Annotated in this window: 2 protein-coding genes; both read left to right on the top strand. The window is 71.5% G+C overall.

The window, feature by feature from the left end; translation table 11 throughout:
- Positions 1-84: 84 nt before the first annotated feature.
- Positions 85-375: a hypothetical protein gene (locus ACFVWD_RS58450; protein ID WP_389607333.1), complete on the top strand. Its 291-nt coding sequence runs from the start codon at positions 85-87 to the stop codon at positions 373-375.
- A 40-nt stretch (positions 376-415) separates the two neighbouring features.
- Entirely contained in the window at positions 416-961 is a 546-nt protein-coding gene (locus tag ACFVWD_RS58445) for a WhiB family transcriptional regulator (RefSeq protein ID WP_389607331.1), read from the top strand.
- The last annotated feature ends 232 nt before the right edge of the window (positions 962-1,193 follow it).

Here is a 1,193-nt window from a genome sequence, read left to right as displayed (position 1 = left end):
CTACCTGGCGACGCGCCACGACGCCTACACGCCCACGGTCCACGGGCGCCGCCCGGGCCGCCCCGGCACCCACCTGCCCGTCGGATGAGCGCGCCCGCCCGGCGCCGCCGCGGCAAGGCACCGCTGTGGGAGCCGGGCCTCATCCCGGTTCCCGGCGGCCTTCTGGACTGGCGGGATGCCCGGCATTTCGACCGCTGGCAGGACCTGCCGTGCGTGCTGTGCGGTGCTCCCACGCCGATGCGCTCCCACTACGGCGAGCCCGCCCACAAGGTCTGCGCCGAGGAGTGGATCACCGCCCATCCCGTGGAAGCGCGGCCAGGGAGGTTTGCCTCCGACGTCCAGCCCCAGCGCAAGCGCGACGACGACCACGCCTGAACTCCCCCTGCATTCATCACTCCGCAAGGAGCGCTCACCCATGAGCCGAACTGCCAAAGCCCCAGCCACGATCGAGGCCGACCCCCGGATCCCCTTCCCCCACACCGACGCCCCGCTGGCGTGCCGCACGAACCCGGACTGGTTCGCCCACGAGCACGGCCAGAACAGCAAGGACGACCTGGCCCGCACCGAGCGCGCCAAGACGGCCTGCAGCGGCTGCCCCATCGCCGCCGGATGCCTCAAGTGGGCGCTCGCCAACCGCGAGCTGACCCCCACCGGCATCTGGGCGGCGACCACCGCCCGGCAGCGCACCGGTCTGCGTCAACGACTCCAGCTGCGCCACGGGCTCGACTGGGTCGGCGTCGTCGCCCAGGCCGACCGCGAACGCGCCCGCCACAGCGAGGCCCGCCCGCCGGCCCCCGACCCGGCCCAGCCCGCCAGCCCCATGTGGTCCAGCCACTACAAGCCCTGGACCGAGCCGGTCACCACCAACCAACAGCAACTCAACCACGAGCTCCTGGACCTCGCGCAGCGCACCACCCGCACCCCTCGCCCCACCGAGACCCTGGCGGAGGCTTCCCAATGAAGCTTCTATATCGCGTCAACCCCCATCGCATGTGGGTCCTGGCGTGGGTGTCGACGCCGATGACGAACGAACGTGTGTGGGCGACAATGGTGTTCACGCGATCGGGATTCCTCTCCGTGAGACGGTAATCGCGGTCGCTGCGGACCGGCGCCGTGCCCGGGAGAGGTCACTTCGAGGCAGAACTGTGATGGGCCACGGCCCCTTCGGGGTCGGGCAGGCTTCTTATCAGGCC

The sequence above is a fragment of the Streptomyces sp. NPDC058086 genome, assembly GCF_042885015.1.
Lineage (GTDB): Bacteria > Actinomycetota > Actinomycetes > Streptomycetales > Streptomycetaceae > Streptomyces.
The sequence above is the reverse complement of the archived record's forward strand: the minus strand, read 5'-3'. Positions and strand labels throughout refer to the sequence as shown.

Coding starts and splice junctions, on each gene's coding strand:
- ACFVWD_RS58450 (WP_389607333.1), top strand. CDS start 85: ATGAGCGCGCCCGCCCGGCGCCGCCGCGGCAAGGCACCGCTGTGGGAG.
- ACFVWD_RS58445 (WP_389607331.1), top strand. CDS start 416: ATGAGCCGAACTGCCAAAGCCCCAGCCACGATCGAGGCCGACCCCCGG.